General features: G+C 56.2%; 1 protein-coding gene and 1 pseudogene. Both read right to left on the bottom strand.

What is annotated here, in order from left to right:
* Positions 1-391, bottom strand: a pseudogene (locus RY831_RS33575) (IS3-like element ISBcen23 family transposase); the annotation flags it as partial.
* Positions 385-605, bottom strand: a 221-nt coding sequence (locus RY831_RS33570; RefSeq protein ID WP_437126356.1) for a transposase, incomplete at its 5' end; no start/stop codon positions are given. The pseudogene RY831_RS33575 and the gene RY831_RS33570, both read right to left, overlap by 7 nt.

Below are 605 nucleotides of genomic sequence, written 5' to 3'. Positions count from 1 at the left end.
TGAGCGTTCCACCATTGGCCAGCCGGTCATGCACGAAGTCATACGACCAGACACTGTTGGGCTGTGTCGCTCCTGGAATTCGGACGTCATTGCCACAGCGGCGCTTTCTAGGGCGGCGCTTGGGTAGATTCAGACCCAAGCTGCGCCACAAGCGCCACACCCGTCCCACGCTCTGGTCCGTCATGACGGCAATGCGCCGATAACCGAAGCGAGGATAGCGTGCAGATGCTTCTATGAGTTGCCCACTCAATTGCTTATCCTTGCCTGGTTGTCGCAGTTCATAGCTCGTCACCCGACGGCTTACCCCGGCAATTCGACACGCTGCGCGCTCGGATAACCCTTTAGCCTTCAGAATCTCAAGCGCTTCGCGTCTGGCCACCGGGGTTACCATTTTTTTGAGGCAATCTCCTTCAAGCCTTCAATCGCCAGCATTTGCTCCGCTACGATCTTCTTCAGCCGGACATTCTCTAATTCCAGATCCTTGAGCTTGCGAGCATCGGAAACAGTCATATCCCCGTACTTATTGCGCCAGCGGAAAAACGTCTGCTCCGTGATGTTGTGCTTACGGCAGACCTCACGAATCACCGCTCCGTCGACCTCCGCCT

The sequence above is a fragment of the Noviherbaspirillum album genome, assembly GCF_035916955.1.
GTDB classification, from domain to species: domain Bacteria; phylum Pseudomonadota; class Gammaproteobacteria; order Burkholderiales; family Burkholderiaceae_D; genus Noviherbaspirillum; species Noviherbaspirillum album.
The sequence above is the reverse complement of the archived record's forward strand: the minus strand, read 5'-3'. Positions and strand labels throughout refer to the sequence as shown.